The organism is Aliivibrio sp. 1S128 (assembly GCF_001691065.1).
In the GTDB taxonomy this organism is placed as follows: domain Bacteria; phylum Pseudomonadota; class Gammaproteobacteria; order Enterobacterales; family Vibrionaceae; genus Aliivibrio.
This window is the reverse complement of sequence record NZ_MAJV01000106.1, coordinates 98,952-125,143: the sequence shown is the minus strand read 5'-3', so window position 1 is coordinate 125,143 and position 26,192 is coordinate 98,952. Positions and strand designations below refer to the sequence as shown.

The window sequence follows — 26,192 nt, the reverse complement described above, 5'->3', positions numbered from 1 at the left end:
ACGCTAACTCACAGAGTTATCTAACGTCAATGTTACGACTGGCTTTTTTATATTGAATGCGCCAACCAGACCAGGTTGGAAGCTCCCACCTTTTAACATCCCCTTTTCGTTGGCCTTTTACATAATTTAGCAAAATACGCTTACTTTGAGGGAAATAGTCGACAGATAAGGTGATATCCGGCAAAACAACATGCTGAGGATAGGTTTTTATAAAGTCAGACATTTCCCACTCAGGGATCCCATCAAATATAAAATCAGTTTCATCAAATATCGTCATCTCTTCTAAAGAAGTAATACCAAGATCTTCTAATTGTTCTGTAAACCAAGATTCAAACGTCACTACTGAACTTATTTTATTGCCATTAAGTTGACAATAGAGTTGCCAAGCCGCAATTTCAGTCATTCTTTTCTCTTTAAATGACGGTAATATGCTCCCCTCCATGACTTGAGAGACGATTGCTGGAATCGCATCCACCTCTGTGGGCTCTACATATTTAATCATTAACAGTCGATTTGCATAATAATATTCATGAGCGATTTTCAGATCTTTATCATCATGAATGCATTCGCCAATACGACAGTCAGCCAGTCCAGAATCAATAATCCAAGATAATTCTATTGGCGCTAAGGCTGTACCTATCGTTAAAGTCTGCTTATTGCCTCTTCCGGGAAGAGAAAATTGGTCAAACACAACAGCAGCCTCATAAACAGGCAAAAAATGACTATGTCGTCCTAATACAACCTCTTGCTTACCATTACCAAACGCTTCTCTTCGTTTTTCTCTTCGAATATAAACTAACTCTGGTAATTTTTTAACCAATTGCTGTAACACTTCATCTCTTTTTAATCGACTACTCGCCTCTAACTCAGGTAATGATAATTCTGACCTAATTTGTACCGCGAGAGCTTGTGCTTCTTTACGCAACTCATCATCGATCGTTAATCCATGGCATTCATGCCCACGAATAATAGAAACTAGCGTTACTACATCACACGACTTTGGATTCCAGCGTAAAAATTCATCTAGCGCCATCTCAGAATTAGACAATGAACACAGTTTATTTGATACAGATAATCCCGCGACTACATCAACCACGGTTTCTTTTTCCGCTTTACCTTCTACCACTGAAATCATGTGTGAAAAAAGAGTATCAATAGGCAAAGGAAATAAACGTAAACCATAGTCGGTAATGAGTAATTCTGAATCAATCGCCCCCATTTGCTTTAACTTATCTTCAGCTAAACAGAGTGATTTTTCAGGCAAGGATTCAAGAAGCGCTATCTCACGTAATTTAACACCACAACTTGCGGCAGCAAGTACTGCCTCAACTAATTCTTCTCTTTGTAATTCTGGAGGTGTCATTGACTCTAATGGTGCGTGTTCACCAAACAATCGAATGGCTCGCCCTGCTTGAGTACGACCTGCTCGTCCTGAACGTTGATCTCTGCTTGCTTTTGAAATCGCTTGCAGTGAAAGAGTCGTTCGCCCGTTACGCTGGTGCGTCCTTCTCTCTAATCCAGAATCAATGATAACAGTAACATTTGGTATGGTTAGCGACGTCTCAGCTATATTAGTAGAGAAAATAATTCGTTGTTGAGAAGTTTGAGTTAAAGCTTGATGTCGATAAGTATCAGATACGCCTGCAAATAAAGGAATGGCTACAGTGTTGGAGAATTTTGTAGTCGCAATTTGAACGCATTGTATTATTTCTTTTTTACCGGGTAAAAATACCAATATATCTCCGGTTTCACCTTGCTTTAATGTGCTTACTAAAGCCTCAATAATTCGTTGTTCTAAATCTTGGTTCGAAGGCATTTTCTGCGGGTGATCGGCAATATTTGAAATCATCACCTCATATTGACGTCCTTCAGCCGTTAATACGTCAGCATTGGCATATTCTGCTAATTTCTGACTTTCCATTGTTGCCGACGTCAAAATCAACCGATGTTTTTGGTGTTTATTTAACAGGGCCAATAATATATCGGTATCCCAGCGGCGCTCATGAAACTCATCAATCATCACAACATCAAACGTTGCTAATCTATCTTCCATAAACCACTTTAACGCAATACCTGGAGTAACAAAGACTATCTTGCTGTCCTCGCTATATTGAGCATCCAATTTAATCGCATAACCAATATCAGTCCCTAAAACACACTCATGTTGTAAAGCGAGATACTCAGCTAAAGCAGTACAAGCAATTCGTCTTGGTTCAATCACTAATACTCTGCCATATTCAGCAGCCCATAACGGTAAATGTGTTGATTTCCCTGATCCCGTTTCAGATTGAATAACTAAATTTTTACGTGGAATAGAAGCAGAAAACTCAGAATGAATCGCATTAATTGGTAATAAAGACATATAAACCGAGAGATAAAAGGATATTTCACTACTTTAGCGGATTTGATTGATAAAAACATGACTCTATTCGCACTTTATTTTCATTCACGCTTTGATATTTGCGTTAAGTAGGCATAGGATCTGTGGTTCATTCTTGATTTGAAGAAGCATAACAATGAATAACAACAAACGTCCCCTATATATCCCTTATGCTGGCCCAGCACTTCTAAGTACTCCTCTGCTAAATAAAGGCAGCGCATTCAGCACAACTGAGCGTAAATATTTTAACTTAGAAGGCTTACTTCCTGAAGCTATCGAAAGTATTGAAGAGCAAACTGGTCGTGCTTATAAGCAATATCAAAGTTTTGAAAATGATATGGATAAGCATATCTACCTTCGCAATATTCAAGACACGAATGAGACCTTGTTTTATCGCTTAGTTCAAAACCACATCAGCGAAATGATGCCAATTATTTACACACCAACCGTTGGCGCAGCGTGTGAAAACTTCTCAAACATCTACCGTCGTGGTCGTGGACTATTCATCTCTTATGAAAACAAAAACCGCATTGATGATCTACTAAACAACGCTGCAAACCAAAACGTAAAAGTTATCGTGGTGACTGATGGTGAGCGTATTCTTGGTCTAGGTGATCAGGGGATCGGTGGCATGGGCATCCCAATTGGTAAATTAGCACTGTATACCGCTTGTGGCGGTATCAGCCCTGCTCATACTTTACCAATCGTTCTTGATGTGGGTACAAATAACCCTCAACGCCTTGCTGACCCTATGTACATGGGCTGGCGTCATCCTCGTGTTACTGGTGACGAATATAAAGATTTTGTTGAAGAGTTCATTCAAGCCGTTCAACGCCGCTGGCCTCAAGCTCTCGTTCAATTTGAAGATTTCGCTCAGAAAAATGCGATGCCTTTACTTGAACGTTATAAAAATCGTATTTGTTGCTTTAATGATGATATTCAAGGAACCGCTGCGGTTACTGTTGGCTCTTTACTTGCGGCATGTAAAGCAGCAGGAAGTTCATTAGCTCAGCAACGAGTGACTTTCCTTGGTGCCGGTTCTGCTGGGTGCGGTATTGCAGAAGCAATCATTGCTCAGATGGTATCGGAAGGTATCTCTGATGCTCAAGCTCGCTCTCAAGTGTACATGGTTGACCGTTGGGGCTTATTGCAAGAAGGCATGCCCAACCTGCTTGATTTCCAACAACGCTTAGTTCAAAAAGCAGAAAATACGAAAGAATGGGTTTCTGAAGAGCCAAACTACTCTCTTGTTGATGTCATGCGTAATGCTAAACCAACCGTATTGATTGGTGTATCTGGTGCCCCTGGGTTGTTCAGTAAAGAAGTTATCCAAGAGATGCATAAACATTGTGAACGTCCTATTGTGTTCCCACTGTCTAACCCAACAAGCCGTGTTGAAGCAACGCCAAACGACATTATTCGTTGGACTGATGGACAAGCATTAGTAGCAACAGGTAGCCCGTTTGATCCGGTAACTCACAACGGTCAAACTTACCCAATTGCACAATGTAATAACAGCTTCATCTTCCCTGGTATTGGTCTCGGTGTCTTAGCAATTAAAGCAACTCGTGTTTCTGATGCAATGTTAAGAGAATCAAGTCGTGCATTAGCAGAGTGTTCTCCATTGGCGATTAATGGCTCAGGTGCGCTTCTTCCACCATTGGAAGAAATACATACTGTATCGAAGAAAATTGCTTTCGCCGTTGCTAAAAAAGCAATCGAACAAGGTTATGCCTTAGAAATTACCGACGAAGCATTGCATCAAAAAATTGAACAATACTTCTGGAAACCGGTTTACCGTCGCTACAAACGAACTGCGTTTTAATTAAAAGTTTCAACCGAAATCAAAACCAGAGAACATTTCTCTGGTTTTTTTTTAACTATCTGTTCTATAAGAGATAGAATAGTCAGCAATAATTATTTTATAAAAAGATGGCTTACATGAATCACATTGTTTCTTTTTTTAATTCCATGGGGAGCTACTTAACTCCTTATTTATCTGATATCTCAATTGCAATGATTGCTTGTGCTCTTGTTATGCTTGGCGGTGATATTAATCGAGCAGTTAGAGCCTTTTTATCAGGTAAACATTTCCTAATCCGTACAGGGGCTTTCATTGGCATTAATGCATTTGGTTATGGATTGTTAATTGTAAAAGCATCGCCTATTCTCAGTTCTGCTTTACGCTCTATTCAGCCAGCTTTTATGCTTGCTATTGTTTTTTCGACCTTTATTATAATTGGTGCGTGGGCACAGAAAAATCGCCAAGTGTAAGTATCGTTAATTTAAGTTGAGGAATGATGACAATCTCAGTGTTTGACATAATGAAGAAGTGGCTAAAAATAGCAACGATTGTAATGATTACACTTACATCTTGTGTTTTAGCTGCCGATTTTTATATGTCTTTTTCAACACAATCACAATTATACCAAGACATTGAAGCCCTTCCGGCTCAAGAAACGGCATTAGTTCTAGGGACTAGTAAGTATATTCGTAGAACATTAAACCCTTATTATCAATACCGTATTGATGCTGCAATTGCTTTATTTAAACAAAATAAAGTCTCACATTTTTTATTAAGCGGTGATAATGCTCATCGTTCATATAATGAACCATGGACAATGAAGCGCGATTTATTAAAAGCAGGGATCCCCGAAGATAAAATAACGCTTGATTACGCAGGATTTAGAACATTAGATTCAGTACAACGAGCCAAAGAAATATTTGATGCCAATAGCTTAACTATTGTTACACAAGAATTTCATTGTCAACGTGCTGTATTTATTTCTAACCATTTCGATATGGATACTGTTTGTTTAGTCGTTCCATCACCCACCGGATGGGCAAACAGAAAAATTCGATTCAGAGAAGTACTTGCAAGAACCAAAGCGATGCTAGATTTGTATGTATTTCATGTTCAACCAAAGTTTCTAGGCCCTAAAGAACCGATTAAACATAGCTCTCCTCCTGTTGAATAATCACTAAAAAAGCCTTACTGCATCAAACAATAAGGCTTCTTTGAAAATTGTTAGTTTATATAATGAACGCTAGACTCTGCTACTACGATATTCTGACTTATCACAACTCTATTACGACCGGCATTTTTTGCTTTATATAAAGCATCATCCGCTCGTGCAATGACTTCTGTAATTCGTTCGTTTTTCATTTCAGCCACCCCAAAACTACTGGTTAAGGGTTCATTATGACACCATAAATGATGTTCAATTGTATGGCGGATCTGCTCTGCTTTTTCAGCAGCTTCTACTAAATTATGATTTGGGCTGAAAACAATAAACTCCTCCCCTCCCCAGCGGACCAAAAAGTCTGTACTTTTGATAGCTCCCGTAATGACCAATACAAACTCTCTTAATATATCATCGCCGGTTTGATGGCCTAATTCATCGTTAACCTTTTTGAAATAATCAATATCAATATAGATAACAGAAAATGTTTGCTTACCCCAGCGCACTTGTTGTGACATTCTATCAAGCCAAGCTCTCACCGCGTTTCGGTTTCGTGCTCCTGTTAATGAATCACGATGAGCAAGCTCAGCAAACTCCACATTTTTTTCTTTTAGGCTGTCATTAAGGTTTTTTAGCCTACCTTCACGATAAGTACTTGCTTTAAGCTTTTTATTAAGCCTTTTCTGTTCATACCAAACATAACTCATGATTATTGCTAACCATACGTATAAAATACTTTTGAGTAATGTCGTTTCTTTTATCCAAACGCCACGAAACTCAATGCTATTAATTGTTATGTCAAACTCACCATCAGCTACACCCGATGCGGTCGCAATTTCAATAATCGAAATATTAGAAAACTCTGGAGCGGCATGCTCAACAGCTACTTTATAATCTGCAATCCACCAAGTAAGAACTTGGAAGTCTGATAAATCAATCTCTTTTGGTCCAGTATTAAAACCAGGCTCATACTCAATACCGTTAAACTTTAGTGATGCTGCATCATTTCTTTTTGTATAAGCGGGGTTACTGTTACGCAAATAGACACGTAAACGGCCGTTAGGATCTGTACTTTTATAATCAATATCTAACACTAATTTTGAATAATCAGAGAGATCTATTCCTTTAAAAATGCTGTCTGAAAGGTGAATAGCCGCCTCACAATAAGGCCAAGGATAGTTACCCCTTTTTAGTTCACATATTAAATTTGGTTGTCCATTACCATCAACAAGTCTTGATTCACTAATACCACCCACCTTAGTATCGTCAGCGGCATAATATGCATGCATATTTGGGCTAATCGTTATCGTTTTTGTATCACCGTAAAAATGATACCAAGTTAGGATACCAATAGAGAAAATTAACATCCCTATTGTGATTTTTTGAAGTACTCGCATAGTGATCCTTTATACAAGCGTTTAAATCATAAGACACTCGTCTCAAAAAAATAATAACCCACTTAATTTTCATCGCAAAGTAATATCGTTAAAGTAATCCGTTAATCATTAATATTCAGCTTATTTTATGACAAAGTTCAAAAAACACATGGCTATAATTCACAAGTTGCAACATTGGATCGCAAAAATTAACTCATTGATTTTATAGTCAAGATAATGACTGCTCGTTATATCATTGACGAAAAAATAGAATTCATAGCTAAATAAACCAGGCCATATTTATCTGACATAATTTATACATATAAAAAAGCGCCGTATTAAAAATACAGCGCTATTTTATATTTAGTCGAATAATTTAAATATCGAATTGAACATAGATACTGTTGTAGTTACTGCCGCCTTTAATCCTGCCATATTGGGATGAATTTTCAAAAATAGCTGAACGGTGGTGAATACTATAACCAACCCAGACACCATCAAGATCTCGATGATTAAATAAATCGCCTAAATTGACATCAAAAGAGAAATCAAGATAATTTAACAATTTACTTTCTTTATAGCCCTTTTCATCCATTTCAGACTGTTCAATATAGGAAACATGGTTAATGTACGAAAGGCCTTCTGCAACACCAAATCTCCATTTTGTTGGCCATGGCACAGTTACATAAGCTTTAATTGCGACAACAAATTCAGAACTTAAATCTTGTACGTCTGATTTCCAATGCTGTACATAACCTGGAGTCAAGTAAAGGTCTATCGGCAAAGAAAACAACTCATCTGTTAAAGGTAATCCATAAAACACAGACGTCATTTGATTATTGTAAGGATCTTTTTCTGTATCTAAATTAATAATATCGCCGATATTTGAAGGAGTCGCCCACCCATGTGCGATTCGTAAATACGGCTTATTTTTAATGTCTTTTCGGGAAGAAGTACCGCTATCGGTAAAAAAGCCCACCCCTAAGAAATATTCAAATTCCCAACGATTATCAATATATTCACTGCTATAGGCACTATCATCTAAACGAGAGACATAACTTCCTCCCAGAAGATATAAATTAGACGTAACATGGTAGCGAGACATAAAACCCGCTTTCACATCAACTCCTGCACTTAATCTGTCGTTAGTATCGTCATTTAAACCATAATAATAATTATTAAACTCGGCTTCTTTCCATCGAGTTTCAATACTTGGATTAAACCACCAGTCACCAGACTCAATTTCCGCACCTAATGTGAAATTCATATAAGCACGAAACTCAGGATCAACCATTAGCTCTGAATCAAAAAACCACTCATCGTCAATATGGTAACGAACTTGAAAACCGGTATCGACAACATCTCCACCCGCTTGATTTTGAACTTCCTTAGGGAGATCAAAATAACGGAGTCTCATCAAGGCACTTAATTGCCATTCACTTTCTTGATATAAAAAAACGCCGCCTTCCATACCATTAATAAATACATAATCATTCTCAAAAAACATCATCGGTATAAACGTTGATACTGTTTCAGTGTCCGTTTCATAAGGAATACTGGCCGTCCTAACGACCCCAGCGATACCCCACTGCTTTTCTTTTTCTGTAGAAGAGCTCTCAATGATCCCTTTAACATTCTTATTATCAATCGTCTCGGCATTAGCCCAGCTAACAAGAAAAAATGAGATAATAAAAAGAAGTGTCGGTTTCAAATTAAAAATGTACTTATGCAAAAGGATTCTCTAGATTAAATTAATGGTAAAAAACAAACGCTTTAAGTAATTGAACTAAATATCGTTTCAATCACCTTTAAAATTTAAGTATAGTGTTACTACTAATGAATACTACTCCACATATTGAGAATCAATGTGCAAATTTCTGAATTAATTAAATGCTTACAAGATATTCAAGCGACTCATGATGATGATCTTGAAGTCGTTACTGGAGAAGAATGGTTCCCAGAACAGCTATTAGCCTCAAATGTTCAACATAATATGACTTTTTTACAATTTGACCGTATGCCTAGTGATATACCAGTAGAAATTGACGCTCGTGGTTTTCTAGAACATGAAGAGTTACTGATTAAGACACTTATAAATAATGTTATCTTTAGTGAATTAGAGCCTGAAGCAATGGTCGAAAAACTAACATCAATGCTTATTTTTAGTCATGAAAATATCAGTTCAGATGTGATTGAACATTTCAACCAAGCAGAAAAGTAAAAAGTAGGCCACGCTGCCTACTTTTATTATCTCTTTATCTTATTTATGGTATTAATTGAATGGATACCAAAATAGCGACGTCTCAAACACTCGCTTTATAATCGCTAATACCACAATAACGAATAACCCTAACATAATCACTTTATCTGTTTTAGTTATCGCTTTTTCACTAAACCACGTTCGACTTTTCCCTCGACCAAAACCTCTCAATACCATTGCATTTGATATTTCATCTGCTCTGTCTAAACTAGAAAAAATCAGTGGTCCTAATATCTTTGCTATATTACTAATTCGTGTAAATACGGGAACATTCTTCGATAAATCAACACCACGGGCCTGCTGTGCGTGCATAATATTTATAAAGTCACTTTTAACTTCAGGCAAGTATCGTAACGTTAAGCTAACCGCATAAGCTATTTTATAAGGTAGACCAAGACGATGTAAGCTTGCTGCAAACTCTGTTGGGTGTGTTGTAAATACAAATACCAAAGCAATTGGGAACATACTAAAGTACTTTAACGTTACTGTTACTAAATAAAATAAGGTCTCTTGAGTAATTGCATAACTACCAAAGATAGGCAATAAAACAGTCGTAGAACCCAACAATTCATTCCCTTGATTTGGCGCAAGTAAAAACATAAATACAGCATTCATACTTAATACAGTTGCAGTGCCAATCAAAAGAGGTTTATACGCAGAAAAAGGCACCTTCGTCTCTTTCAATAAATATAAACCGATCAGTATTAAGGGAATAATAATTCGCAAATCAAATGTGGTTAATACAACCGTTATCCATGTAATAAACAACAAAAACTTAGTCACACCATTTAACTGGTGTAACCAAGTACCAAGATCCACATAGTTAATACCAAAACTTTGCTTATTAGTGGACATTTTGTTTACTCTCATGCTCTGCTGCAATAAATTGCTGTATAAATCCTGTAATATTTTCTATCTCTAACTTTTCAGCTAATTGATACAAACTTGTCACTGTTAGATTTGCTTTATTAAGTAATTCGGGTTGACTGAAAACGTTAATCACAGCTTGATCGGCGATACATTGACTGTCAGCAATAACAATCGCTCGAGTTGTATGTTCTAAAACTAAATGCATGTCATGAGAAATAATAATGACCGTTAAACCTAGTTTTTGGTTTAATTGATTAATAAATTCAAGCATCGAAGTGTAATTCTTGTAGTCTTGCCCTGCTGTTGGTTCATCTAGAATCAGTAATTCCGGCTCCAAAACTAAGATAGAAGCAATCGTCACTCGTTTTTTCTGCCCATAACTTAATGCATCAATTGGCCAATGACGAAAACGACTTAATCCACATAGCTCTAACGCATTAAGGACTTTCTCTTCAATTTGAGTTTCAGATAACCCACAATTCACTAAACCAAAAGCAACTTCATCATAAATCATGTGATGAGATATCATATGATTCGGATTTTGAAGAACAACACCTACCTTCTTAGAGCGCTCATAAATAGAAAGATCAGCTAAATCTTGTCCATTTAATAAAATAGCCCCTTGGTCTGGAGATAAAACACCCATAACAAGTTTAGTAATCGTTGATTTGCCCGATCCATTTTTACCAAGGATTGAAACAAATTCACCTTTATTTACTATAAAAGATATATTTTCTAAGGCATTCACTTCATTGTCATACGAATACGTAAGTCCATTAACACTCAGCAACGGATTATCGATTTCAGATTGAATTGGTGTCGTATCCATATTTTTAAACCAAGCAGATACCGCTGGTTTTATTACATCAACAGGAATTTCTGATAAATTCGCAATATTGGGTACCATTGAAAGATCCAATCTACATTGCTTCAATAACGATACGTATAATGGCTCTCTGATCCCATGCTTAGTTAATAGCGTCGATTGAATTAATGTATCAGGACTCATATCTGCAACGATTTCGCCGTGATCCATCAGTATAATACGATCGACTGAGCGATATAATACGTCTTCTAAACGGTGTTCGATGATAATGACGGTTTTTCCTCTGCTTTTATGCAGCTCATCAATGATATCAATCGTCGCTTTACCCGTTTTAGGATCAAGACTTGCTAAAGGTTCATCAAATAGAAGTAAATCGACATCATCAACCAAGATCCCGCCTAATGATACTCGTTGCTTTTGACCACCACTTAGATCATAAGGTGATTTATTTAATAACGATTCTAAATCCACCATTTTTGCAGTATCACGAACAACTGGGTACATTTTTGCTCGTGAAACCATTTGATTTTCAAGAGCAAAAGCAATGTCTTCACCTACAGTTAATCCCACAAACTGGCTGTCTGTGTCTTGTAGTACGGTTCCTACATTTTCCGTGTATTGTTCTATTTTCCAGTCAGAAACATCGTTACCATTAAGGTAAAGTTGACCTTCAACTTCACCTTTTATCGTATGCGGAATAAGGCCATTTAAGCATTGGCCTAATGTTGACTTTCCGCTGCCGCTAGGGCCGACAATTAAAATCTTTTCTCCTTGCTCTATCCTTAGATTGATATTTTTAAGCGTCGGCTTATCCTGTGACGCATATCGAAAAGAGAAGTTTGAAAAGGTTACGCTCATTAATTATGGCGCCTCAGTTAGGTTTGTACTTTGTTTTTTACGTTTTGCTAGGTTAGTCAAAATTAAATAACCAACAATCGCAATCAAGGCCGTGTTGCCTGCAGCAATAATACAAAGTTGAGTAAATACTTTCGCAAATGGTTCAGCGTATAACACCGTATCTAAGAATGCAGAGGTGCCATAGCCAATAACATTACCCACAAAAGCCAATACTACAAATATTAGAAAATCTTTCTTATCAAAAAAACCTACTTCGATACGGTTTTTAGTTATGATCGGGAATAAACCAATGATCATCCCAACAATACCAGAACCTAATACCCAAGTAAGCCAAACTCCCCAACCTGCAAATAAATCTGTCACCCAGTGACCAATAAAACCGACTAAGAATCCAACAATTGGGCCGTACAATACTGAAAATAAAGCAAGAACAGCCATAGCAGGTTTTAGTGTTGTATTCGCAAACACAGGAATACCAAACATAGGTAAGCCACCGATGCCATATAAAGCAGCACCAATAGCAATAACAACAACAGTTTTAGCAGAAAGGTTCATAACGTTCGCCTTGAAGCAAAAGTGATATAGGAAGAAAGGCGCGTATTATACAGTAACTCGAGCGGTTTGGAAATGTTTACATCTAGACGGCTATTTGTTTTTATACACTCAAATAATCCCATAAATTTAATATGTTATCTCTTACTAACTTATTACTTACGTCTGGTTAAATACCCACCGAGTATTTAGCCAATAATTACGTATATACCAGACACTATTCCTAAATATAAGACCAGATAAGCAAATGATTTTACGTCTTCAAAATAAGCGGTCATATTTATAAATACAACAAAGTTTAGTTCGGCAGATACTTCATTCTCCTCCCTTAGCGAGCAAGAAGGAGAAACTAAATAGACATAAAAAAAGGCTCATCATTTCTGATGAGCCTTTAAAAAAGATGGTGCCCCGGGCCGGACTTGAACCGGCACAGCGCGAACGCCGAGGGATTTTAAATCCCTTGTGTCTACCAATTCCACCACCAGGGCACGCAATTTCTCGCGATGCTTCTAACCATGCTCTCTATTTAAAGAGGGTTGACACCATCTGTAATTACCGCCGAAGCCGTAATTTTTAATTCCTTCATTCCACTTACTAGAAGTAAATGGAGGCGCCTCCCGGAATCGAACCGAGGTTCACGGATTTGCAATCCGCTGCATAACCACTCTGCCAAGGCGCCAATATTTTTACTTACTTTTTATACAACTGATATCAATTGTATAAAATAGATGGTGCCCCGGGCCGGACTTGAACCGGCACAGCGCGAACGCCGAGGGATTTTAAATCCCTTGTGTCTACCAATTCCACCACCAGGGCACGCAATTTCTCGCGATGCTTCTAACCATGCTCTCTATTTAAAAGAGGGTTGACACCATCTGTAATTACCGCCGAAGCCATAATTTTTAATTCTTTAATTCCACTTACTAGAAGTAAATGGAGGCGCCTCCCGGAATCGAACCGAGGTTCACGGATTTGCAATCCGCTGCATAGCCACTCTGCCAAGGCGCCGTATCTGTTTACGGGGCTTAATGTAACTGATTTAAAAAAAGTGTCAAATAAAAAATTGCATTTAACACTTCGTTTGTAGACTTTATCGCCAAAACCAGACTAAATCAGTTAAGGTGTTGAAAAAACAATCTATTTAGGGCGCCACACTTTAATTTCTGATTGGGGTTTACCCTGCTCTTTACGATCATTTTTTCTTTTAGGTGCGGAGTTACCAAAACGTTCTTCTTTCGCTTTTTCACGACGCTTTTCATTAAATGTATTATTCGAGTGATGATTACGGCCCGAACTCGCTTTTTTCATCACACGTACTTTACCATCAATTTCTTGAACTTTACGTGATGCTTCTTCTGTCTTACTTGACGTTCCGATCATATTATTAATCTGTTCCATTTCAGGTTCAGTCAAATAACGCCATTCACCAGAGGATAATCCACCTAAATCAATATTCATGATACGTACGCGTTTTAGTTTAAATACTTCATAATCTAAGTATTCACACATACGACGGATTTGACGGTTAAGCCCTTGAGTTAAGGTAATCCGAAAAACAAAGCGAGATTCTTGCTCGATTTTACATGGTAAAGTAATGGTATCTAAAATAGGTACACCCGCTGCCATCTGAGTTAAAAATTCATCAGTGATCGGTTTATCTACTCGTACTACATACTCTTTCTCATGCGCATTACCTGCACGAAGAATTTTATTAACGATATCCCCATCGCTGGTTAAAAAGATCAAGCCATCCGACGGTTTATCTAAGCGACCAATTGGGAAAATACGTTGTTTATGATTAATATAATCAACAATATTGCCTTCAACATGACGCTCTGTTGTACACGTGATACCAACTGGCTTATTGAATGCAATGTAAATACGTTCTTGCTTCTCTTTTAATGGTTTTCCATCAACCAGAACTTCATCACCGTCAGCAACTTTAGTTCCCATTTCAGGTAACTTGCCATTAATAGTAATACGTTGTTGATCAATAAGCTTATCTGCTTCTCTGCGTGAGCAATAACCCGTATCACTAATGAATTTATTTAAGCGGGTTAATTTAGGATCTGGTGATGTCATGATGTACCTCTAAAAAGTGAACAGCCGCAGTGTATCAGAAACGGATAAATATCCAATAAAAAAGCACCTTAACCCAATGTCTAAGGTGCTTTGTTCTTAACGATTAATAGGGTCACCTATTATTTAACGTTAACAGCCTTGTTAACTTCTACTGGAATTACAATGTCATTCACTGTCGATGTTTCAACAATAGCCTTCTCGACAGAAGGATCTTCCACCTCAACTGGAACTACCTCAGTAGCCGTTAGCGCTTCAGCAACTGGCGCATCTTGAGTTGCAGTGTTCACTTCCTCAGCAACTACCGCTTCCTTTTCTTTGTAAGAAGCAATGACACCATTCAAATTATTAATTAAATTATCATTTCTCTCAAGTTGCTGTGTTAATAGAAGTACTTGCTTTTGAGAATTAACACGATCTTCTGTTTGGTTTTCAACCGTGACTTCTAATGTTTTTATTTGAGCATTAAGCCCTTTAATCTTCGCTTCTAAGTCGGTTGTATTGTTAATATCATGCATCTGCTGTACTGCATTCAAAATTGAAGATGTTTGCGCTCTTAACGGCTCATCACGATAATCATCACCGTTAATGGCTTGAGAAATAGATAACAACTTATTTTCTACTTCTAGAACAGATTGTTCAAACTCACCGTTCTTAACCGCTTTAAGTAATTTAACTTCTGCTGCCATATTTTTAAGATGATCAAGCTGGAAGCGAGTTTTAGCAACTACATCAACAATTAAAGCTTTGTCACGGTTATTCGCTTGTACTGCTTTCTTTGTTTTATCTAGTTCAGCTTTCGTTTGACCATAGCTTATTGGCGCTATCGTTCTAAAACCTTTATTCGTTAATCCTACAAACTCTTTTTCCAATGGCACTACGTGTATTTTTAACGTTGTTTCAATTTCAATCACTTTTGCTTGTGTTAAAAAAGAGGCTTGGCTAGTCTGAGCCTCAGCAATCCCCTCTTCAATTACCGTAATAAATAACTCTCTGTATTGCTTATTTAAACTTAAAAAATCTTGCGGATAATACGTTTTTACATCGATTGAATTAAGATATGCCATTTGTGCAATAGCATCTGATAAAACAACATCCGCTGTTTCTTTATAATTTTTAAGTTTACTTAACGCCATATCGGCATCCGCGACTAAACTCATGTATTTAGCTGAATAACTTCCAGAAGAAAACATTGAATATTCTTCATTGATTAAACTCGGTTCTTTCTCTATATCTGAAAATACATCCTTTGCGTCAATCCAATCTTCCATCATATCTGTGTAAGTGGATTCAGAATAAACTTTGAAATTGTCTAAAGAATCAAACGTGACTTTATCTAATGCATACTGCTTTTGAAGAGCATCGAACGTGGTAGCCGATGCTACTGGTGCATTAGTTTCAATTGCAACAACTGCAGAACTCTCATCAGTACTTTGACAACCGATAACACCAACTAATGCAGAGGTAATCACTGCCATTTTAAAAAACTGTTTCATGCCGAACCTATAATAATTTTATTTGAATAGACAAGCGCTGTGCGCTCCTATCGATATTTTATTATAAAAATCAATTAAAAGCAGAATTTCTTACTAATGAATCACAATTAAAATTGACAACTGCACTGGCATAAAAAAAGCCACTCAATATATGAGTGGCTTTTTTAAAGATTAAATATTGATACTAATAAATATCAATCACCAGCAAACATATAACCTTCACCATGAACGGTAACAAATATTTGTGGGTTTTTTGGGTCCATTTCCATTTTTGCACGCATTCTTCGAATAAGTACGTCAATGGTTCGATCATTTGGAGCATCGACTCGATGGCTTATCATATTCAAAATTCGTTCGCGTGATAGAACCGTATTAGGGTATGACGATAAGGCAACTAGTAACTCATACTCAGCTTTAGTTAACTTAACGGGTTCGCCATTATTTGATAACGCACGACGTTGAATATCAAATGTCCATTCCCCAAAGCGAACTAGATTTGATTCATCTAATTCTATTGGTTCATGAACCAAAGACATACGCCAAAATAAATTCTTAACTCGAACTAATAATTCGCGTAATTCTACAGGCTTAGTGACATAGTCATCTGCACCCATTTCTAGACCAACGATTCGGTCAATACTATCTGTTCGTCCTGTAACGAGAATAATACCAATGTTAGATTGACTGCGCAGTTCGCGAGCCAATAATAAACCATCCTCTCCTGGTAGGTTTATATCAAGCATAATTAAATCAACTTTTTGTTCAGCCAAAACAGTTCGCATCTCTGCCCCTGTTTCAGCCTCGCTCACTTGATATCCCTCGGCTTCAAAGTAGCCTACAAGTTTAGAGCGAGTTACCACTTCGTCTTCAACAACTAAAATGTGATAGCTCATAATATTCTCTTTAATGGTTATTTAGATAGTTCTTATCTTATTCTATTCATATTTTGTAATAATGCCAACTCTCAATTGATATTTCTATTGTTTAATTGATTCAAAACAATTATTAACAAAAACGGTTTATTTAATTTTTACACATATCCTTATACAGCCTGTTAATGATAGGTGCTATTCCTTTTCATACTTATCCAGTACAATTCTTAAATAAATTTCTTGGAGCAAAAATACATGAACGAATTAACTGAATTTAACAAACAACGTGCTGAAATTTACTGGTGGCTATCTAGCTTATTAGCAAGTGAATTAACAACTGAGCAACTAGAGCAATACAATAGCTTTGAGGTACGTACCTTTTTATCTGATTTAGGAAAAACACCTGAATTAACAGATACAATCAACGCGTTAATTGAAAAGTTAAATCAACTTCAAACTCGTGACGATGCACAGTTAGAGCTATCTGCTGATTTCTGTACCGCTTTTTTAGGTTCAGATAAAAACAGTGCCCTTCCTTATGCTTCTATATATTTAGATAAATCAGGTCTTCTTAATGCAAAACCTGCTCAAGATATGCGTGAATTATTAGCTAAATACAATATAGCTCAAAAGTCTGAGTTCAACGAACCTGCAGATCATATCGCTATTGAATTAGATTTTCTTGGAAATTTAATTCTAATGACAAATCAAAAAACATCTGAAGAAGAATTTGAAGAATATATGAATGCCCAATTGTCATTCATCAATGCTCAACTTTTGTCTTGGACACCTAAATTCAACCATATTTGTAAAGAAAGAGATGACTTCGGTTTTTATGCTGCAGTAACCTCGTTTCTTGTAACCTTTCTACAACTTGACGTTACTTTTCTTACAGGTGAGTAATTAATGACTTCGTATGTTGATACAATATCGTTACAGTCATGTGATATAAATCAAATCGCTAACAAAATTTACTAAATCAATAATTGTTTGCACTATGCTTTATCTATAAAATGTGAGCGCAAACGATAAAATCGAACATTAAATGAAAACCGCATTTTTAGCGGTTTTTTTCATTTATAACCAGGGCCTATTTATCTTCCATCATACCAAGACAAAACTCTCTATTTTGTTGGAACATAAATAGCCCCTTATTTACCTATTTAAGGCTTTTATATGGCTACTATTAAAGACGTTGCAAGAATTGCTGCGGTTTCTACCACCACTGTTTCTCATGTGATTAACAAAACTCGCTTTGTTGCAGAAGCAACTCAAAAGCGCGTATGGGAAGCAGTTGAAGAGTTAAACTATGCCCCTAGTGCGGTTGCTCGTAGTTTAAAGTGCAATACGACACGTACTATTGGCATGCTAGTAACTCAATCATTTAACCCATTTTTTGCTGAAGTAATGCACGGGGTTGAAAATTACTGCTACAAACAAGGTTACACACTATTTATGTGTAACACTGAAGGCGATTTAGATAAACAAAAACATTACCTTCGTATGCTTTCTGAAAAACGAGTAGATGGCTTATTGGTTATGTGTTCAGACCTTAATGAGCAGTTATTAGCGTTACTTGAAAAAAATACAGAATTACCAATGGTTATTATGGATTGGGGCCCAGACAGCCCTCGCACAGATAAGATCATTGATAACTCTGAAAAAGGTGGCTATTTAGCAACAAAACATTTGATTGAAAATGGTCATACTCAAATTGCTTGTATTACAGGCCAAGCGGACAAAACTACGTGTAAAGAACGTGTTCATGGTTTTCAACGTGCTCATGAAGAAGCTAACTTACCATTTAAATCAGAATGGATCTTAGAAGGTGATTTTGAATGTGCTTCTGCATCAAAAGCCGTTGATAAATTATTAGCTATGGAAGTACGTCCTACGGCTTTATTTTGTTTTAACGATATTATGGCTCTGGCTGCAATCAGTCGAATTAAGCAATCTGGTTTACGAGTTCCTGAAGATATTTCTATTATTGGCTACGATAATATAGAACTTTCAGCTTACTTTTCACCACCGCTAACGACGATCCATCAGCCTAAACGCCGAGTAGGTAAAACCGCTGTCGAAATCTTATTGGAACGCATTAAAGATAAGCACCACGAACGTCGTGTTTTTGAAATGCAACCCGAGGTGGTATCTCGAAGCAGTGTCTTAGATCGTACTAAATAGCGGTTATTTTCTTTGCCATAAATGAGGGTTGGTTCAAATAATATCTAAAACTTGAACCAACTTAACAAAAATAAAAATAAATTTTTTGAAGCAAGATCACACTATACTTAATTCCGCAATAACTACCTTTATTGATTGCTATATCATCAACGAAGTCACGAACAGGGCAAACTGTGCGAAAGTGCAGGACGCAAAGCCTCCGGCCTACGTATTGAAAAATATAAGGTAGCGGGGTTGCCGATGGTAAGTAATCTCTCTGGTATTGTTAATTTTTACTTTAAAATAACAATGCCTTATTTTGAACTTGCTACTATTTCCTCGGGCTCAGTTGTTTAGTGACGTAGACTTACTAACCGAGAATTATTGCAATGGATAAACCAGTACTAAAAGAATCACTTCGATTACTGTCATCTTTAGGCACTATCACTTCACGCTCAATGTTTGGTGGTTTTGGCATTTTTATTGATAGCACCATGTTTGCTCTTGTTGTTCAAGACAAGCTGCATTTGAGAGCGAGTAGTGAAACTATCAACTTATTTAAAGAGCAAGGGTTTGAACCTTATGTTTATAAAAAACGTGGTTTTCCTGTTGTCACTAAGTATTTTGCAATTTCAACTCATTGTTGGGAAGATCCTGACTCTATCTTAATTCAAGCGATTACTGCTTTAGATGTCGCTAAAAATGATAAAGAAAAACAACAGGCCGCAGGCCCATCACGTATTAAAGATTTACCAAATCTCAGATTAGCTACGGAAAGAATGCTTAAAAAAGCAGGAATTAATACCGTGGATGAATTACGTGACACCGGCTCTGTAAATGCCTATAAAGCGATTCAACAGACACACTCAAGTAGTGTAAGTGATGAATTACTTTGGTCTCTTGAAGGAGCGATTAAAGGTACGCATTGGTCTGTTGTTTCAGCTGAAACACGAAGTGAATTAAGAAAACTATTATAATAAATATATACGCCTTAATCTTATTTGCTATCTAAAAAATATAGATTAAGGCGTTATTTTCTTTGATATCCTACCTTTCACATCTCATCCAATCGTTATTATCATTCATTTAGTTAAAAAGCGATAATCCTCCACGTTTTACATCTTCACGACAATAATCGCTGTTAGTTTATATCACTATCAGTTAATCTCACCCCCAATATATGGAATAAAAAACTGTTAAACAGTTCACGTTTTACAAGGTGCATGGATGAAAAAAAATACCATTAGCAAAAAATGGCTTTATTTACCTATAATATCAACGATATTAACGATAACGCTTGGTTTATTTGTATTCAATTCAACACTGTCAAACTGGCTTGAACATAAGGTAGAAGGCAGCTTATCTGAAGAAATAACTCGTCTTATTAAAGACATTAACGACGATAATATTTCTTTTACCGATTTAAAATCATTAGATGTTTACATAAAAACGAAACTAGTGATTGCCAAAGAAGATCATATAACATTAATTACATCTGACGGAACCCCGATTGCCGATAGTGATATTTCTTTAAGTTCTGTTTTACAACTTGAAAATCATCTAAACAGACAAGAGATCGTCAACGCTCAAAACTTTGGGTATGGCACTTCGACTCGCTTTAGTACATCTCGCTTTAAAAACTTACTGTATTCAGCAAAATCATTCGAATATCAAGGTTCTACGTACATCCTTAGAGCAGCTACGCCATTAACTCGCATTGATGCAATGGTGGAAGAGTTGATGAATATTTTAATTATTTTAATGAGTATTAATATCGTACTTGTTATCGCTTCGTCCTTACTAAGTAATAAACTGATTCAACAACAAGTTCAAAATGAGCAAGACTTACAAGAAGAGCGTATTGAACAACGAACTCAAGAAATAGAACTCTTACATCGCCTTGCAACTATGCTGGCAGCCTGTAATTCAATTAATGAAGCTCAAATGGTGGTAGAGGATATCCTCCCTAGAATTTTAGGGGATGTGAACGGTGTTGTATCCTTAATGCGTTCCTCTAGAAATCAGTTACTAGTAAAGCTTGATTGGGGTGGCGCGTGGCCTGGCAGTAAAACTTACGCACCTGAAGAGTGCTGGGCATTACGTAAAGGTAAATTCCATTTCGCTAATGATAAATACACAACGTTACCTTGTTCTCATATGTCAGCGACAGGCATTGATCAAACCCTCTGCATTCCGTTAACTGCGCATGGCAACACCATTGGTATGATGCACATCTATTTAGGTAATACAGATAATTTAGATGACAATGTTAAGAAACTTGCTTTTACCGTTGCCGAGCACTTAGGCCTTGCTTTAGCCAATTTAAACTTACAAGAAAAATTGAGGGAGCAGGCAATAAGTGATCCTTTAACTGGTTTATATAATCGTCGCTATTACGAAGAAACAATTAATCAAGAAATTATGCGTGCTCAGCGACACAAACAAGAAATGTCGATCCTAATGCTAGATCTTGACCACTTTAAACGTTTCAATGATAACTACGGTCATGATGCAGGGGATTATGTACTCAAAACTATCGGCTCATTACTGCTTAATATCATGCGTGGTGAAGATACAGTCTGTCGCTTAGGAGGAGAAGAATTAGCTATTATCTTACCCAATACAGGTGCAGAAGGTGCATTACATGTCGCTAATGAGTTATGTAAATCGGTTAGTGATCTTCACCTTGCAATTAAAGACCTATCATTAGGAAAATTAAGCGTTTCCATTGGTATTGCGACTTATCCCAAAAATGGGCTCCAATCTGAAGATATAACTAAGTTAGCGGATATTGCTCTTTATGAAGCAAAAGGCCGAGGCCGAGATCAAGCCTGCCATTACGACGAACTTATTCAATCTCCAGACGTTGCTGAAATCACCGAAGATACACTTATAATCAATACTTAACACATACTGAACGGATGAGCCTAATCAACAGGCTCATCCTCATCAACCTGCATCATAAAATCAGTGACCCAACCAATTAATAAAATCATTAACCACGAAACCATAATGGAAGTAGGCACTTCAAATTTTGGCGATATTATTAGTGTACTAAAGCCAATAACAGGTAAAAGCCAAGACATCATTGGTAGCCAATCACGATACTTAGACCGGCTAACACTCTGTAAACACACAATCAATCCAGTAATTGATAAGGCAACAAGCGCAGCATGCTGTAACCCTCCTATCCATAAAGGGATCACTAATACTAAAGGCCACCAAGCATTTCTATTTACTGGCTTCCAACTTCTTGCTGCAACCCACACCAGCACAACACTTAAAATTTGAAGAAAGGTTGAATACGCACTACCATTTAATTTACCTTCGTACTGTAATGCCATAATTCCAGCTTCCATTGCAATAACAACTGAAACTATAAATACAACTAGATGAATACTTTTACGCCGAGAAAAAACAACCATCAATACAGGGAACAATGTCCAAACTGCAATTGAAAGTGATAAAGGTTGAGAGTCCAAAGTTAAACCAAATAATGACATTCCAACGAGCAATACCCACGTTGCGACTCCGCCTTGCGGGATCAACCAAAGCATCGGAATGGCTAAAGCAAGTAAAGGTAACTGCCCGCCACTGATACCGAATGCCAAGACACCGATGACAACAAGTATAAAACTTAATAAAATTGATAACACAGCTAATAACATCACTTTCCCTCCTTGGTATAGAGTTGTTTACTTTGTTACAATTTAAGTTTAGTGGCAATCACCCGCTTTATCACTGACCAACCTCTCTAATTTCTAAAATAAGGTAGTTAATCTAATGGATGAGTTTATTCATTGTATCTATTTAAATTTATTTTATGTCCCAAAAGGAAAGTTGATCACTTATGGCCAGCTTGCCGCACTAGCAGGGTTTCCTAAGCATTCACGTCATGTTGGAAAAGTTTTATCTCAATTACCTAAAGACAGTAAACTACCTTGGCATAGAGTCGTAAACTCTCAGGGGAAAATTTCGTTACAAGGGGAAGGATTTGAAACTCAAAAAAAGAAACTAGAGAACGAAGGTATTGTAATTCGTGACGATGGTAAAATTCTACATTTCAAACAAGTAGTCATGCACTAAGCATAACTACCCATCGAGAGTGATTTAGTCAATATTATTGACGTACACCTTTAAGCAATAACTCTTGTTGCATTGTTTTTGCTTCATCAGTGATCACGGCATAATTTGTATCAGTGGTAAATCGTAATTTACCATCAATTGTAATCGTAGCTCGAACAGAGTAACGATGATTTGGCTGAATATCTGCAGTTTTGAATTCTAAAGAGTAATCAAATGGAGATGATTTTTCACCCGCTTCAAATGTTTCTTCTGTGATGGTTTTTGATGGTGCATCAGCCAAAGAAACATCTGATAACGTTACCGTAATAATTGCGTTTTCAGGTAGAGCAATACGCTCACGGTAGCCAACACTGCCCGTCACTACTTGCGTTTCAGCAACGTCAATAACTTCTGTATTTGATACGTCGCTTTGAGCTGTCTCTTCTTGTACAACTTGTACAGCAACGTCTTGTTTCACTGTTTCTTTTTCAGTTTGATCCGTTGAATTACAACCAACCATTGTGATCCCTGTAGCCACAGATAACGCCACTAATAATGATTTTTTCATTTTATTCTCTCTTTATTTATATATTCTGATAAAAACAACATAAATATAAACCTAATATATTGAGCTGTCTTGTTATCAGCTTCATCTTTGACAGAAAACTAACTCAATTACAGTAAAATAACACGGTCTTGATGTTATTTTGCCCCAATTAACATCCTGTTTAACTTATTGAACTCAACCTGAATCTACCTCACAATAGAGTAATAACGTCATAAGTACTTAAGGCACAAAAATGAATAAACCATTAAACGAATTATTAACCCTTTTACAGCTCGAACAATTAGAGCAAGGCTTATTCAGAGGGCAAAGTGAGAATTTAGGATTACCCCAAGTTTATGGCGGTCAAGTTATTGGACAAGCACTCTCAGCGGCTCGTTATACCGTTGATAACGCAAGAACAGTACACTCTTTTCATAGCTACTTTTTATATCCAGGCGATCCTGAAAAAGCCATCATTTATGACGTTGAAAATCTCCGTGATGGCAGAAGTTTTAGTACTCGTCGCGTAAAAGCGATTCAAAATGGACGCCCTATTTTCTATTTAACGGCTTCATACCATGGTGATGAGCCAGGGTTTGAACATCAATCAGCAATGCCAGATATTGCTGGGCCAGAAAACTTTGCTTCAGAAACACAACTTGCAGAAGCGATTAAACATGTTTTACCACCAGCGGTTCAAAAGATTTTCTGTGGTGAGAAACCAATTGAAGTTCGTCCTGTAAATATAGTTAACCCACTTGCTCCTAAAAAAGCGGCACCAACACAACATTTATGGATAAGAGCAAATGGGGATTTACCTGATGATCAGCTAATTCACCAATATCTATTAGCATACGCTTCTGATTGGGGTTTTTTACCAACAGCACTTCACCCACACGAAGTCAGCTTATTAACGCCTAATTTCCAAGTAGCGACAATTGATCACTCAATGTGGTTCCACCGCCCATTCAAAATGGATGAGTGGCTGCTTTACTCTATTGAAAGTACCAATGCGAGTGGCTCACGTGGTTTGGTGCGTGGTGAAGTATTTAATCAAAAGGGTGAACTCGTTGCTTCTGCAATACAAGAAGGCGTAATGAGAATGAAAAAGAAATAAGCCTAAACCGACATAATGCAGGTCAGTTATTTATGTGACCTGCTAGTAATCTAAACCGTCATAAAGGCAATTCTGTTGTGTATTTTAATGGTTCCATTGCAAAAGTACTGGTCACGTTTGATATATCATCCACACTATTAACGAGCTTTTTATAGAAACCATCGAAGGCCTTCATGTCTTCAGATAACACCTTGATCATGTAGTCATACTCCCCCGCCATTCGATAAAACTCCATAACCTCAGGGAAATCAGAGACGGTATCTACAAAGTGGTTATACCATTCTTGAGAATGATTGGAGGTTTTAATCAATACAAAAGCGTTAAAACTTAATCCTAATTTTTCCGGGTTCAGTAAAGCTACTTTCTTTTGAATCACACCCGCTTCTTCTAAACGTTTTAGGCGCTTCCAACATGGTGTCGTCGTTAAGTTAACCGCTTCTGACAATTCTTGAAGTGAAATCGTACAATCTTTTTGTAATAACAAAAGTAAAGTCTTATCCACCTTATCTAGCTCATGCTTTCCCATAGAAACCTCAAAATAGAAAAATTTTCTTTTTAAATGACAGTATGAAGTAAATATAGCAAAGTTTTTCTCATTAGATAACGGTAAATTATTCACATCGCTACTATTATTGACATTGACCATATTTAAGGAAAATCATTATGTGTACAGATCATAACTGGATCAATAACGCTATTCGTAAAATTGAAGCTGATTACCAACGATCTGCGGACACGCACCTTATTAAGCTTGACTTGCCAATGCTTGAGGGTATCGATGTATATTTAAAAGATGAAAGTACTCATCCTACAGGCTCCCTTAAACATCGTTTAGCTCGTTCGCTTTTTCTTTATGCTATTTCAAATGGTTGGATTGGTCCAAATACGCCAATAATAGAATCCTCTTCGGGCAGTACCGCTGTATCTGAGGCTTATTTTGCTCGTTTACTTGGACTGCCATTTATTGCTGTTGTACCTCGTAAAACAGCAAGTAAAAAAATTGAGATGATCAAATTTTACGGTGGAAAACCACACTTTGTAGAACGTTCAGATGAAATTTATGCAGAATCTCACCGCCTTGCAGAAGAATTAAACGGTCATTATATGGATCAGTTTACTTATGCAGAGAGAGCAACTGATTGGCGTGGAAACAATAACATCGCTGATAGCATCTTTAACCAAATGACGTTAGAAGATCACCCTAAACCAACATGGATAGTAATGAGTCCGGGAACTGGTGGGACATCAGCAACAATTGGCCGCTTTATTCGCTACCAAAAATACGACACCAAATTATGTGTTGTTGACCCTGAAAATTCAGTTTTTCACGAGTTTTTTAAAACAGGAAATAAAGATCTGACTTTACAATGTGGCAGCAGAATCGAAGGGATTGGACGACCTCGCGTTGAACCAAGCTTCATTCCTGGGGTTATCGATGAGATGCGTACTATCTCAGACGTTGAAAGTGTTGCAACAGTCCGCTGGTTAGAAAACATCCTTGGCAGAAAAGCGGGAGCCTCAACCGGAACAAATTTATTTGGTGCGCTGCAACTTGCTTGTGAAATGCAACAACAAGGAGAGAAAGGCTCAATCGTAACTCTACTGTGTGACAGCGGTGAACGATACCTTGATACTTATTATAATGAGGAATGGGTAACTGAAAATATAGGCGATCTTACTCCTGTGCTTTCTCAGTTAGAGGAATTTGGAAAAACAGGTCTATTATAAACCTTAGTAATTTGAAAACTATTTCCTAATTAAAGCCATC

23 protein-coding genes, 4 tRNA genes and 1 riboswitch are annotated in these 26,192 nt (G+C 37.1%); of the genes, 11 read left to right on the top strand and 16 right to left on the bottom strand.

Going from position 1 to position 26,192, the window contains the following annotated elements; translation table 11 throughout:
• Positions 1-16: 16 nt before the first annotated feature.
• The gene (locus tag A6E03_RS14145; protein ID WP_065601099.1) at positions 17-2,362 is read right to left on the bottom strand and encodes a DEAD/DEAH box helicase; all 2,346 of its coding nucleotides are present in this window, start codon (positions 2,360-2,362) and stop codon (positions 17-19) included.
• A 154-nt stretch (positions 2,363-2,516) separates the two neighbouring features.
• On the opposite strand from A6E03_RS14145, the gene A6E03_RS14140 reads away from it, so the two are divergent.
• The 3 genes from A6E03_RS14140 to A6E03_RS14130 all read left to right on the top strand — a co-directional run bounded on the left by A6E03_RS14140 (position 2,517) and on the right by A6E03_RS14130 (position 5,358).
• On the top strand, positions 2,517-4,205 hold the full coding sequence (locus A6E03_RS14140) for an NAD-dependent malic enzyme (protein ID WP_065592473.1): 1,689 nt from the start codon (positions 2,517-2,519) through the stop codon (positions 4,203-4,205).
• Positions 4,206-4,321: 116 nt separating this feature from the next.
• A complete protein-coding gene (locus A6E03_RS14135) occupies positions 4,322-4,654 on the top strand; it encodes a DUF3392 domain-containing protein (RefSeq protein WP_060991277.1) in 333 nt (110 codons plus the stop codon).
• Positions 4,655-4,680: 26 nt separating this feature from the next.
• Positions 4,681-5,358 carry a vancomycin high temperature exclusion protein gene (locus tag A6E03_RS14130; protein ID WP_065592472.1) on the top strand — a complete coding sequence of 226 codons (678 nt, stop codon included), beginning with the start codon at positions 4,681-4,683 and terminating at the stop codon, positions 5,356-5,358.
• A gap of 50 nt (positions 5,359-5,408) precedes the next feature.
• On the opposite strand, the gene A6E03_RS14125 is transcribed toward A6E03_RS14130, so the two are convergent.
• Positions 5,409-6,740 carry a GGDEF domain-containing protein gene (locus A6E03_RS14125; RefSeq protein WP_065592471.1) on the bottom strand — a complete coding sequence of 444 codons (1,332 nt, stop codon included), beginning with the start codon at positions 6,738-6,740 and terminating at the stop codon, positions 5,409-5,411.
• A 355-nt stretch (positions 6,741-7,095) separates the two neighbouring features.
• Complete coding sequence (locus A6E03_RS14120; protein WP_065601121.1) at positions 7,096-8,367, bottom strand: MipA/OmpV family protein; 1,272 nt, start codon at positions 8,365-8,367, stop codon at positions 7,096-7,098.
• A 219-nt stretch (positions 8,368-8,586) separates the two neighbouring features.
• Between A6E03_RS14120 and A6E03_RS14115 the strand changes: the two genes are divergently transcribed.
• A complete protein-coding gene (locus A6E03_RS14115) occupies positions 8,587-8,940 on the top strand; it encodes a hypothetical protein (RefSeq protein WP_065592470.1) in 354 nt (117 codons plus the stop codon).
• Between the two features lie 51 nt (positions 8,941-8,991).
• Here the strand turns inward: A6E03_RS14115 and A6E03_RS14110 are convergent, their stop codons facing one another.
• The 10 genes from A6E03_RS14110 to torR all read right to left on the bottom strand — a co-directional run bounded on the left by A6E03_RS14110 (position 8,992) and on the right by torR (position 16,553).
• Positions 8,992-9,834: an energy-coupling factor transporter transmembrane protein EcfT gene (locus tag A6E03_RS14110; protein WP_065592469.1), complete on the bottom strand. Its 843-nt coding sequence runs from the start codon at positions 9,832-9,834 to the stop codon at positions 8,992-8,994.
• Positions 9,824-11,533, bottom strand: a complete 1,710-nt coding sequence (locus tag A6E03_RS14105; protein WP_065592468.1) for an ABC transporter ATP-binding protein — start codon at positions 11,531-11,533, stop codon at positions 9,824-9,826. The genes A6E03_RS14110 and A6E03_RS14105 overlap by 11 nt, the downstream gene beginning before the upstream one ends.
• Before the next feature lie 3 nt (positions 11,534-11,536).
• Positions 11,537-12,088 carry an ECF-type riboflavin transporter substrate-binding protein gene (locus A6E03_RS14100; protein ID WP_065592467.1) on the bottom strand — a complete coding sequence of 184 codons (552 nt, stop codon included), beginning with the start codon at positions 12,086-12,088 and terminating at the stop codon, positions 11,537-11,539.
• 398 nt (positions 12,089-12,486) lie between these two features.
• Positions 12,487-12,573: transfer RNA gene (locus A6E03_RS14095), tRNA-Leu, on the bottom strand.
• A gap of 117 nt (positions 12,574-12,690) precedes the next feature.
• A tRNA-Cys gene (locus tag A6E03_RS14090) sits at positions 12,691-12,764 on the bottom strand.
• Between the two features lie 50 nt (positions 12,765-12,814).
• Positions 12,815-12,901, bottom strand: a tRNA-Leu gene (locus tag A6E03_RS14085).
• Positions 12,902-13,019: 118 nt separating this feature from the next.
• Positions 13,020-13,093 (bottom strand) — tRNA-Cys (locus tag A6E03_RS14080).
• A 129-nt stretch (positions 13,094-13,222) separates the two neighbouring features.
• Entirely contained in the window at positions 13,223-14,167 is a 945-nt protein-coding gene (gene rluF / locus A6E03_RS14075) for a 23S rRNA pseudouridine(2604) synthase RluF (RefSeq protein WP_065592466.1), read from the bottom strand.
• Between the two features lie 119 nt (positions 14,168-14,286).
• Complete coding sequence (locus tag A6E03_RS14070) at positions 14,287-15,660, bottom strand: hypothetical protein (protein WP_065601098.1); 1,374 nt, start codon at positions 15,658-15,660, stop codon at positions 14,287-14,289.
• A 194-nt stretch (positions 15,661-15,854) separates the two neighbouring features.
• Complete coding sequence (gene torR / locus A6E03_RS14065; RefSeq protein ID WP_065592464.1) at positions 15,855-16,553, bottom strand: two-component system response regulator TorR; 699 nt, start codon at positions 16,551-16,553, stop codon at positions 15,855-15,857.
• A gap of 234 nt (positions 16,554-16,787) precedes the next feature.
• Here torR and torD point away from each other — a divergent pair, with 234 nt between their 5' ends.
• The 4 genes from torD (at position 16,788) to A6E03_RS14045 (ending at position 21,602) form a co-directional block, all read left to right on the top strand.
• Positions 16,788-17,435 (top strand): molecular chaperone TorD, encoded by a 648-nt coding sequence (gene torD, locus A6E03_RS14060; RefSeq protein WP_065592463.1) that lies wholly within the window; start codon positions 16,788-16,790, stop codon positions 17,433-17,435.
• Between the two features lie 273 nt (positions 17,436-17,708).
• Complete coding sequence (gene purR, locus A6E03_RS14055; protein WP_065592462.1) at positions 17,709-18,716, top strand: HTH-type transcriptional repressor PurR; 1,008 nt, start codon at positions 17,709-17,711, stop codon at positions 18,714-18,716.
• A gap of 155 nt (positions 18,717-18,871) precedes the next feature.
• Positions 18,872-18,958: riboswitch (cyclic di-GMP riboswitch) on the top strand.
• Positions 18,959-19,084: 126 nt separating this feature from the next.
• Entirely contained in the window at positions 19,085-19,672 is a 588-nt protein-coding gene (locus tag A6E03_RS14050) for a TfoX/Sxy family DNA transformation protein (protein ID WP_065592461.1), read from the top strand.
• A 250-nt stretch (positions 19,673-19,922) separates the two neighbouring features.
• The gene (locus A6E03_RS14045; protein ID WP_065592460.1) at positions 19,923-21,602 is read left to right on the top strand and encodes a sensor domain-containing diguanylate cyclase; all 1,680 of its coding nucleotides are present in this window, start codon (positions 19,923-19,925) and stop codon (positions 21,600-21,602) included.
• A gap of 20 nt (positions 21,603-21,622) precedes the next feature.
• On the opposite strand, the gene A6E03_RS14040 is transcribed toward A6E03_RS14045, so the two are convergent.
• Entirely contained in the window at positions 21,623-22,363 is a 741-nt protein-coding gene (locus A6E03_RS14040) for a hypothetical protein (protein ID WP_065592459.1), read from the bottom strand.
• Between the two features lie 115 nt (positions 22,364-22,478).
• Between A6E03_RS14040 and A6E03_RS14035 the strand changes: the two genes are divergently transcribed.
• Positions 22,479-22,781 carry an MGMT family protein gene (locus A6E03_RS14035; RefSeq protein ID WP_065592458.1) on the top strand — a complete coding sequence of 101 codons (303 nt, stop codon included), beginning with the start codon at positions 22,479-22,481 and terminating at the stop codon, positions 22,779-22,781.
• Positions 22,782-22,815: 34 nt separating this feature from the next.
• Here the strand turns inward: A6E03_RS14035 and A6E03_RS14030 are convergent, their stop codons facing one another.
• Positions 22,816-23,328: a YbaY family lipoprotein gene (locus A6E03_RS14030; protein WP_065592457.1), complete on the bottom strand. Its 513-nt coding sequence runs from the start codon at positions 23,326-23,328 to the stop codon at positions 22,816-22,818.
• Positions 23,329-23,560: 232 nt separating this feature from the next.
• Here A6E03_RS14030 and tesB point away from each other — a divergent pair, with 232 nt between their 5' ends.
• Positions 23,561-24,424 (top strand): acyl-CoA thioesterase II, encoded by an 864-nt coding sequence (gene tesB, locus A6E03_RS14025; RefSeq protein WP_065592456.1) that lies wholly within the window; start codon positions 23,561-23,563, stop codon positions 24,422-24,424.
• Positions 24,425-24,482: 58 nt separating this feature from the next.
• On the opposite strand, the gene A6E03_RS14020 is transcribed toward tesB, so the two are convergent.
• Positions 24,483-24,950: an Lrp/AsnC family transcriptional regulator gene (locus A6E03_RS14020; RefSeq protein ID WP_065601097.1), complete on the bottom strand. Its 468-nt coding sequence runs from the start codon at positions 24,948-24,950 to the stop codon at positions 24,483-24,485.
• Between the two features lie 137 nt (positions 24,951-25,087).
• Between A6E03_RS14020 and A6E03_RS14015 the strand changes: the two genes are divergently transcribed.
• Positions 25,088-26,152, top strand: coding sequence for a PLP-dependent cysteine synthase family protein (locus tag A6E03_RS14015; RefSeq protein WP_065592454.1), 1,065 nt, complete (start codon positions 25,088-25,090; stop codon positions 26,150-26,152).
• The last annotated feature ends 40 nt before the right edge of the window (positions 26,153-26,192 follow it).

What these genes read in the sequence shown, in the direction of transcription:
- A6E03_RS14145 (WP_065601099.1), bottom strand. Translation starts at nt 2,362, where the DNA reads ATGTCTTTATTACCAATTAATGCGATTCATTCTGAGTTTTCTGCTTCT.
- A6E03_RS14140 (WP_065592473.1), top strand. Translation starts at nt 2,517, where the DNA reads ATGAATAACAACAAACGTCCCCTATATATCCCTTATGCTGGCCCAGCA.
- A6E03_RS14135 (WP_060991277.1), top strand. Translation starts at nt 4,322, where the DNA reads ATGAATCACATTGTTTCTTTTTTTAATTCCATGGGGAGCTACTTAACT.
- A6E03_RS14130 (WP_065592472.1), top strand. Translation starts at nt 4,681, where the DNA reads ATGACAATCTCAGTGTTTGACATAATGAAGAAGTGGCTAAAAATAGCA.
- A6E03_RS14125 (WP_065592471.1), bottom strand. Translation starts at nt 6,740, where the DNA reads ATGCGAGTACTTCAAAAAATCACAATAGGGATGTTAATTTTCTCTATT.
- A6E03_RS14110 (WP_065592469.1), bottom strand. Translation starts at nt 9,834, where the DNA reads ATGTCCACTAATAAGCAAAGTTTTGGTATTAACTATGTGGATCTTGGT.
- A6E03_RS14105 (WP_065592468.1), bottom strand. Translation starts at nt 11,533, where the DNA reads ATGAGCGTAACCTTTTCAAACTTCTCTTTTCGATATGCGTCACAGGAT.
- A6E03_RS14100 (WP_065592467.1), bottom strand. Translation starts at nt 12,088, where the DNA reads ATGAACCTTTCTGCTAAAACTGTTGTTGTTATTGCTATTGGTGCTGCT.
- rluF (WP_065592466.1), bottom strand. Translation starts at nt 14,167, where the DNA reads ATGACATCACCAGATCCTAAATTAACCCGCTTAAATAAATTCATTAGT.
- A6E03_RS14070 (WP_065601098.1), bottom strand. Translation starts at nt 15,660, where the DNA reads ATGAAACAGTTTTTTAAAATGGCAGTGATTACCTCTGCATTAGTTGGT.
- torR (WP_065592464.1), bottom strand. Translation starts at nt 16,553, where the DNA reads ATGAGCTATCACATTTTAGTTGTTGAAGACGAAGTGGTAACTCGCTCT.
- torD (WP_065592463.1), top strand. Translation starts at nt 16,788, where the DNA reads ATGAACGAATTAACTGAATTTAACAAACAACGTGCTGAAATTTACTGG.
- purR (WP_065592462.1), top strand. Translation starts at nt 17,709, where the DNA reads ATGGCTACTATTAAAGACGTTGCAAGAATTGCTGCGGTTTCTACCACC.
- A6E03_RS14050 (WP_065592461.1), top strand. Translation starts at nt 19,085, where the DNA reads ATGGATAAACCAGTACTAAAAGAATCACTTCGATTACTGTCATCTTTA.
- A6E03_RS14045 (WP_065592460.1), top strand. Translation starts at nt 19,923, where the DNA reads ATGAAAAAAAATACCATTAGCAAAAAATGGCTTTATTTACCTATAATA.
- A6E03_RS14040 (WP_065592459.1), bottom strand. Translation starts at nt 22,363, where the DNA reads ATGTTATTAGCTGTGTTATCAATTTTATTAAGTTTTATACTTGTTGTC.
- A6E03_RS14035 (WP_065592458.1), top strand. Translation starts at nt 22,479, where the DNA reads ATGGATGAGTTTATTCATTGTATCTATTTAAATTTATTTTATGTCCCA.
- A6E03_RS14030 (WP_065592457.1), bottom strand. Translation starts at nt 23,328, where the DNA reads ATGAAAAAATCATTATTAGTGGCGTTATCTGTGGCTACAGGGATCACA.
- tesB (WP_065592456.1), top strand. Translation starts at nt 23,561, where the DNA reads ATGAATAAACCATTAAACGAATTATTAACCCTTTTACAGCTCGAACAA.
- A6E03_RS14020 (WP_065601097.1), bottom strand. Translation starts at nt 24,950, where the DNA reads ATGGGAAAGCATGAGCTAGATAAGGTGGATAAGACTTTACTTTTGTTA.
- A6E03_RS14015 (WP_065592454.1), top strand. Translation starts at nt 25,088, where the DNA reads ATGTGTACAGATCATAACTGGATCAATAACGCTATTCGTAAAATTGAA.